This window comes from Kitasatospora sp. MBT66 (assembly GCF_000710405.2).
In the GTDB taxonomy this organism is placed as follows: domain Bacteria; phylum Actinomycetota; class Actinomycetes; order Streptomycetales; family Streptomycetaceae; genus Kitasatospora; species Kitasatospora purpeofusca.
Map to the genome: position 1 here is coordinate 890 of NZ_JAIY01000044.1, position 303 is coordinate 1192.

A 303-nucleotide genomic window follows, 5' to 3' on the forward strand; every position below is an offset into this window, starting at 1 on the left:
ATCAGGCTGACCTCGGCGGTGGAGAGGCCGAGTTCGGGGCGCATCCCGATGAGGGCGACGCCGACGATGCTCAGGATGTAGCCGTCGAGCAGCGGCCCACCGGAGCAGGCCAGGGCCAGTCTGCGGTGGAAGGCGGTATACGGGGCGTTGTCGATGGTGCTGGACATGGGTCTTCGGGTCCTCCGGAGCGCACGATGTACTCCCGCACGGTGTGCGCCGGTTAGACGGCAGGGATCGGCACCGCCCGGCGGGTGGTGCCGTCGCCCGCTCACACCGGGCGACCGTCCACGGTTGCCCGGGCGG